The organism is Pseudomonas sp. MF6755 (assembly GCF_016405635.1).
Classification (GTDB): Bacteria; Pseudomonadota; Gammaproteobacteria; order Pseudomonadales; family Pseudomonadaceae; genus Aquipseudomonas; species Aquipseudomonas haemolytica.
The window spans coordinates 1-7,330 of record NZ_JAEKDA010000039.1; the positions used below are offsets into that span (position 1 = coordinate 1).

At 50.5% G+C, this 7,330-nt stretch carries 6 protein-coding genes; 5 read left to right on the forward strand and 1 reads right to left on the reverse strand.

From position 1 onward, the window contains the following. On the forward strand, positions 1-1,786 hold a 1,786-nt coding region (locus tag JFT66_RS29460; RefSeq protein WP_198860620.1), incomplete at its 5' end, for a conjugal transfer protein TraN. Between the two features lie 88 nt (positions 1,787-1,874). On the opposite strand, the gene JFT66_RS29465 is transcribed toward JFT66_RS29460, so the two are convergent. Continuing rightward, a complete protein-coding gene (locus JFT66_RS29465) occupies positions 1,875-2,255 on the reverse strand; it encodes a hypothetical protein (protein WP_198860621.1) in 381 nt (126 codons plus the stop codon). A gap of 330 nt (positions 2,256-2,585) precedes the next feature. On the opposite strand from JFT66_RS29465, the gene JFT66_RS29470 reads away from it, so the two are divergent. From JFT66_RS29470 to JFT66_RS29485, 4 genes are all read left to right on the forward strand, one after another. Then, positions 2,586-3,047, forward strand: a complete 462-nt coding sequence (locus JFT66_RS29470; protein WP_198860622.1) for a hypothetical protein — start codon at positions 2,586-2,588, stop codon at positions 3,045-3,047. 141 nt (positions 3,048-3,188) lie between these two features. After that, positions 3,189-5,120 (forward strand): helicase-related protein, encoded by a 1,932-nt coding sequence (locus JFT66_RS29475; protein ID WP_198860623.1) that lies wholly within the window; start codon positions 3,189-3,191, stop codon positions 5,118-5,120. A 12-nt stretch (positions 5,121-5,132) separates the two neighbouring features. Continuing rightward, complete coding sequence (locus tag JFT66_RS29480) at positions 5,133-5,759, forward strand: hypothetical protein (RefSeq protein ID WP_198822872.1); 627 nt, start codon at positions 5,133-5,135, stop codon at positions 5,757-5,759. A gap of 88 nt (positions 5,760-5,847) precedes the next feature. Next, a complete protein-coding gene (locus JFT66_RS29485) occupies positions 5,848-7,266 on the forward strand; it encodes a hypothetical protein (protein ID WP_198860624.1) in 1,419 nt (472 codons plus the stop codon). The last annotated feature ends 64 nt before the right edge of the window (positions 7,267-7,330 follow it).

Below are 7,330 nucleotides of genomic sequence, written 5' to 3' on the forward strand. Positions count from 1 at the left end.
TGCGGGTTTGCTTGCGCTTGCCAGCGTACTCGGCGTCGGCGAAGGTCATCTGCTTCATCGGGAAACTCGGTGGGTGGGGTCGCGGTATTTTGCCAAATCAGAAAGTCTTTTTCAGAGTTTCCTTAGCTTTGCAGAACCGAACCTAATAAAAGGAGGGTTTAAGGTGTTTACAATCAAAAGCTCTTTCTGGCCCGGTATGACAATGTATATTGCAAGGCGCGTGTTCGGAATTCTCCTACTTGTTTTCGGAATCTGCCTATCTAGTTTTGCAGCAGATTGCCGAATAATAAGTCAGTCATGTGTTGAAGGTGCAGAAACGCGTAACATTTCGGGTAGCATGATCTACCAAAGCTGCTGGAGATATACATCCACCTATCAATGTTTGAAACCACAATCTGTCGATTATTGCGCGGCCATCTCTAAAGTAGCTGGTTGCTGGCAAACCTCGACATCATGCATAGCTTCATCATGGAACGGCGTGTGCCTGACAGAACAGCGAACTTACCGGTGTGATAATCCTGGTACTCCACCGCCCGCTAACACGATTAAGCTGGACAACACGTACACAGTTACCAAAGACGTGCTTGACACTAGTCAGTGCCAATCGTATGCGGACAATCCACTTTGTTACTTGGCTGCGCACACTTGTGTGGAAGGGCCAGAAACTCGGGTCATTAATGGTTTGCCAGTCTACAAATCGTGCTGGCGGTATAAAGATGATTACTCTTGCATCAATCCAAATAAACAAAATGACTGCCAGCAGTTCATTGATAAAGGTTGTAAAAAAATCAATGAATCGTGCCTCGAAAGCACTGATCCAATCGGTTGTGTAATGAAGCAAGTGACCTACAGCTGCATCACTCAGAAAGGCACCACGACTACGACAGAAGATTGCAGCACCAAAACATCCTGCTACCAGGGAGTATGTTGGGATACTGGGTATCCCAGCGACACGGATTTTGCCAAGGCTGTAGCTGCGCAGGAAGCAGCAAGGGAAGCTGGGATATATGGTTCTAATGGCAACCTTTTTGATGGTGTCGCGGAGAGTTGCAGAAAAGGGTATGGCGGTATCAAAAACTGCTGCGTGAAGAGCGGCGGGGCAGAAAACAACAACTCGATCTTGGGTACCGTAGTCGGAAGCGTTGGCATGGGTGCCGTGCAATATGGTGCGAAATACATGTACGATTTTGCTTATGACAATTCAGCTTGGATTCAAAGCGGCTCCAAAGCTTTTGGGCTGGAGCATGCGGCAGGTGCCGACTTCCAAATCGGTATTTATGGATTGACCTATACATTCGGTGCAGTCCCCGCAACAGGTTTACTTGGCGGCCCTGTTTATGGCTTGGGTGGCGGCTTTTATTTTGACCCATACAGCTTCGCCATTGCCGTCGCGATTCAGGTAGTAATGGAATTACGATCGTGCGAACCGGAAGAGCAAAAACTCGGTATGCATCGTGGGGCAAACCTATGTCACTTAGTCGGTAGCTACTGCTCTAAAAAAGTGATGGGGGCGTGCCTGGAAACAACTGAATCATATTGCTGTTATAACTCGAAGCTTGCAAAAATTATTAACGAACAAGGTAAGCCCCAGATTGGAAAAGGGTGGGGTACTCCTGAAAGCCCGAGCTGCGGAGGATTTACAGTCGACGAGTTCCAAAGGGTAGACTTTTCCAAGCTCGACCTTTCTGAATTCGTATCAGACATTATGGCTGCGACTGTATTACCAAATGTGGACAAATTACAAACAGATGTTACGAAAATGATGGATGGGAAAAAGGCAAACTAAGGAAAACAAAAAACGCCTCTAAGAGGCGTTTTTTTTTGACAAAAAAACCGGCGCAATGGCCGGTTTGAATTTCGTTAACGTATATCACTCAGAGTGAAAGCAGCTCGGAGAATCGATTCCATTCATTACGACTTACATTGAAGGTTACGACCGAGTCACTAGCTTCAAGGTAGAATAGATCTGATGGAACCAAATTTTTTATGTTTTCGGCATGCGCTGCATTAACGGTTAAGGAAAAGCCTTCGCGAGTAGAGGCAACGATCGGTTCGACGGCTGAATCTTGATCCATCGACCGAAGATTGAAGTGCTCTTCAATTTCATAGTCTTTTAGAACACCAATGTTTCCGTGCTCGCTACGTATTTGATAGGTAATCGACTTACCGCTGTTGCCCACGCACAGCACAGTCGCGTTTGAGAAACTGAACTCATTCTTGGTGTAAAGCGGTTGACCGCCGATCAGCCTTTTCATGGTAACGACCTGTTATGGATTCCATAGTGCTGAGTGATGATCCACATGCACATGTAATCGACGCTTAAGGTCGATTCGCATCATTGGGGCAAAAAATACAAATGCGTGTCCGTCATATCCTTTTGAAAGGCGAACCCAACAGGAACCCCTATGGAAATCCTTTTTTACCTCATGGCAATGATTGGTGGATCCATTCAGTACGATTTTGAATGGTTTCTCTCGCTCGTTTCCGTGTGTATCGGTACTTCACTACTTATCGCATTCATTTTTGGGCGTCGTTGCTCAAACTTAAAAACTAAACACTAATTCTGATTAGAGAGACTAAAATCTATGAAACGCATCGTAGCTATGGCTTTGATTATCTCCATCACTCTGATGAGTGGCTGCGCAAACAACATGACCAGTCGTGACTACAACGAAGCCACCGCTGGAAAAAAAATGAAGGTGGAACTCGGCGTTGTCGAAACGATTCGCGAAGTCAAGATCAACGGTAAAGCAAGTCCTCTGGGCGGTATCGCCGGCGGAGCACTTGGCGCAATCGCAGGCAGTAATGGCGGCGGGGGTCTTGGTCAACTGGCGGTGATGGTCGTGGCTGGTGCTGTAGGCGCCGCTGTAGGCTCCATCGCCGACAAGAAGCTCCATGACGCGGACGGCATCGAAATCACCGTGAAACTGGCAGAAAACGACTTTCAGGCGGTAACGCAGGTGAAGGACTCGGATGAACCGTTCGTCAAAGGCGATAACGTACGCGTGATCACTGATCAAAACGGATCGTCGCGTGTGTCACATTGATCAAAACCCAGCAACCCCAGGCATCATTGCCTGGGGTTTTTTATTTTCTGTACACGCGTGAAAGAGATTTAAAATGACCACTGGTTGTCTTATTGCTACGCGTGAAATAACATTTGATTATCACACCAACGAATGCTCAGCATGATCAATGAAGACATCGGCAGGCTAACCAGATTGGGATTCTCCTCGCTCCCCGAGTGCCTCCTCACCGTGCCGAAGGCTTTTCATGACTACCACGATCCGATCGAGGTTTTGCCCTTACCCAACACTGGCGAGTCGCACTACCTCGCACTGACGCTCATTGAGCGATCAATCTACACGCGGCAAGGAAAGGTTATTGACGAACTTAAGGGAGCTTTTCGAGCAGTCCTCCGGGCAGCTGACGCCCGTGGCGAAAGGGTTCAGATCAATGTGATTGGAAAACCAGCGATCGAAAGCTGGTTGAATCCTGAGCTTGGGACAGTGGTGAATCTTTACGGCGAACTGACTACCTTCGACGGCCGCCTGAGTTTGTCCAATCCAACGCTGGTCGCTGCTGAGGATAGTGGAAGGGTTGTTCCTATTTACCAGGGTAGAACCAACCAGGTGAGTGCAGAACTGCTCACCGAAAGCATTGGCAAGGCGCTTCCACATATCAACGAAGCTGCGTGCCTACTTCTCGAGCAGGCGCTGATGCATGAAGACGATTTCGCAAAATTCACCGGGATTTCCGACCCGGCTACCTTGTTGCGGACACTGCACACACCTCTTTCAGTGCGTGAAGGTCTGGAAGCAATCGAGCTGGCCAAGACGCTGTCAGTGAAAGCATTGGTTAACAAGGTTATCGCCAACCGATCGAAGCCAGCGGTTAAGGGCTCGTTGTTGCGCATTGATCGTGACCAAGTCGCCGACCTCATTCACAGAGCACCGTTCACACCCACAACTGATCAACTGCGAGCTATTGATGAAATCGTGGCGGACCTACGCTCCCCATTCCCGATGGAGCGGATTCTGTCGGGTGATGTGGGGACGGGAAAATCGTTCACATTTATGGTTCCGGCAGCAGCAAGTCACTTGGCAGGCGCCCGGGTCGCGATCATTGCACCAAGTCAAATTCTAGTTGATCAGCTGGCCAGCGAGCTTTCAGGTTTGTTTTTTGAAATCCCTGTCAAAAAATACACCAGCAAAGCCAAGGTCGATATCTCGTCCGGAATTATTGTTGGCACGACAGCTGTACTCTCGGCCGCAAAAAAAGAGGGCGTTGTCTTCGATTTGGTCATCGCGGACGAGCAGCATAAATTTTCAGTAACCCAGAGGAAGAAGTTGCTGGCTCCACACACCAATTTTCTTGAGGCGACTGCAACTGCCATTCCTCGTACCGTTGCTTTGGTTAAGCTAGGGGGCATGCCGATCTCGATCCTCGCCCAGGCCCCAGTAGAGCGAAAAATCACCTCAAGAATCATCACAGTCAAAGCCCGTGAAAAGTTGAATGACTTCGTGATGGAAATTATCAAGGGAGGCGGGCAGGCGGCATTCATTTACCCAGTGGTCAACGGAGACGCTGACGCTTCACATCACTCTGTTGAAGCAGCCTATGAACGTTTTCGGCGGGTCTTGGGGGACAACGTTGGAATGATCCACGGCGGCCTGCCTGAAGAAGTAAAAACCAATACTATTCGGTTGATGAAGGAAAACGGAATCAAGTTGCTGGTAGCTTCGACAGTCATTGAGGTCGGGGTGACCTTTCCGAACCTTCGTTTGGCGGTGGCCGTAAATGCTGAGAACTTTGGTGTTTCTCAGCTACACCAACTCCGCGGTCGGCTCGCCCGCAAAGGCGGAAAAGGGTATTTCGTCATGTACCTGACAAAACCGATCCAACAGCCTGCGTCGGACCGCTTGAGGCTTCTTTCTACCTGCTCGGATGGATTCCGTCTGGCTGAGCTGGATGCTGAGGCCCGAGGCTTTGGCAATCTGGATATCGACGGGGATAGGCAATCAGGATCTGCTAGGATGCTTTTCTGGGGTGTTACCCTTGGAAGGTCGGAAATTGAACAGGGCGCAATTGACGCCGGGCTCATTCCGGCGAAGCAATAAAAGGGGAATAGCTTGGGCGCCAAATCAACACCACTGGCTATCAAGGTAGCCATTTATGAGCGGCTTTTATCGGGTCAGATGTCTCGAGAAATCGGTCGTTCGTATGTGCTCAGCCAACCAACCGTTTTAAAGTACGCGAACGATGCTGTTGATGAGTTGCGGCGTATTCGCGCCGTGGAGGCGTCGCCTGTGCTGCTCGGGTTTCTTAGTCGGAAACTCAAAACGCAGTGCTTCCAGTATCCAGACGACGAAGAAGTTCGGTTACTGATGGCGCCTATTCTGGAGCCATACCTAGCCCGAGCAGAGTCAATTAATTTTGCCGGTCGAGAAAGTGCAGACCAACCACTCTCCACACGGGTGAGCAGGTCGACTGAAGAAGAATTTCTGCAAATCGTCTCATCGTTGGCCGACGGGCAGCGCCCGGGCATGACACCATCAGCTTTGCTCAGAGAGCTCGTCGAGAATTTCGTCGCGCTCCACCGAGCCAATAAGCCCGCTTTGAATCCAGCCTCCACCCCGATTCCGCATGTTGTGCAATCAAGCATACCGGCCGTAGACACTGAGGCATTGCTTGCAGACGTGATGGACGCCGTTCGTATTCAGTTTGCACAGCACGGCTTGGCTCCAAAACCAGACTGAAGATCTGTTTCTAACCCCGTGTCACGCATCCCTTCGTGTAAGGCATTCGCATCCTGGATGCCGCAATTTCAACGAAGGGAGATTCACCATGGGTCATTTCGAAGCATTGCCGTCCGCGTCAAAACTCTCAATGCGCCATCTGTACTTGTACACCCACATGCTCATCGCGGAAGCGAACAGGGCAGGACGGAAAGTACGCATAGTTTGGGCCCACATCAGCACAGCTTCAATTGGCCCCGACTCAACCACTCCTGGTGGCTTGGTCATGAAGCTTCCGAAGATGGCTGCATTGGGGTCAGAAGAAGACGTTGTACTGATCGATGGACTGATCTCTCACGAGATTATTTGCCACGGACTGCATACCGATTTTTCTGTACCAATGAAACCTGGCATCGCCGGCGACTTGTTCAACATTCTGGAGGACCCACGTGGCGAGCTCTTAGGTAAGTCCAAATACCCTGGAGCCAACCAAAAGATTCACGCAGCAATTCGCATTTTGAAGGCAAAAGGTGTGTTTCGTGGGCCTGAATTGGCGCAGGAAACGCCGCCGTCGATTTTGGCCAGCTGGCTTGTCACCGAGCTACGCAGTGAGTTGCTCAATCAGGACTGCTTGACGGAGTTCGCCAAAGCGTACAGGGCCCTCGCAGTCGACACCTTCGGGGCCAACCTTGTTGGCCAGGTAAAGCAAATAGCACTCGATGGTTGTCACGCGGGAAGTTCACAAGGTGCCTGTGATGCAGCAGACCGTATAGTCGCTTTGCTGAAATTTGCAAAAGACAATTCACCTGACAAGCCCAAGTCCAGCGAAAACGGCGATGGCAATGGCAATGGCAATGGAGAGCCTCAGCCATCCAAGGGGGATTTGAGCAGCACGATCGATCAGGTCTTGAACGCATCGTCGAACGAATTGGGACCGTTCGGTAAAGGCCTCGAAGAGGTCCTCAGCGCGAACAACAAAGCACTATCGAAATCGGGAGGAGGGTATCAACCCGATAACGCAAATGAAATGCAGGAGTTACGCCAGTCGAAGACGGGAGGCTCTATTCAGAATCGCGCACACCTTCGAGCAGGGGCTCAAAAGACCGCTGCGATGTTGTCCTTGACGTTTGAGGACATGATCGAAACGGTCACCAAAAGCGAAACTCGACGCACAACCGAAGGCAAACTTAACACCCGTGCTTTGTGGCGGTATCCCCTCGGCGAGGAGAAGCTCTTCACCAAAACGACGGAAGGCGAGTCAATTGACACGTGTTTCTATCTGCTCGGTGACGAAAGCTCTTCAATGGCCAGTAAATTCGGGCCAGTCCCAGCCCAACCTGATGCAGACAAACGAATCACCGCTCATGAGGCCTGCAAGCGCGTATCCGTTGCAGTAGGGGAAGTGCTGAACAACCTCTCGATACCGGTGGGCATAGCCACTTACAACAACGTCGTCAGGGAATGGTGCGGATTCCACGGGCATCCGGCCACCCATTCCATGAACATCCGGCCACTGATTCCACGATGATCCGGCCACCCGTTCCACGGCCATCCGGCCACCCACAAGGCAGGCAGCAACGCAGGATTAATTC

Bases quoted from the DNA above. Each gene is read 5' to 3' on its own strand.
- JFT66_RS29465 (WP_198860621.1), bottom strand. From the start codon at position 2,255: ATGAAAAGGCTGATCGGCGGTCAACCGCTTTACACCAAGAATGAGTTC.
- JFT66_RS29470 (WP_198860622.1), top strand. From the start codon at position 2,586: ATGAAACGCATCGTAGCTATGGCTTTGATTATCTCCATCACTCTGATG.
- JFT66_RS29475 (WP_198860623.1), top strand. From the start codon at position 3,189: ATGATCAATGAAGACATCGGCAGGCTAACCAGATTGGGATTCTCCTCG.
- JFT66_RS29485 (WP_198860624.1), top strand. From the start codon at position 5,848: ATGGGTCATTTCGAAGCATTGCCGTCCGCGTCAAAACTCTCAATGCGC.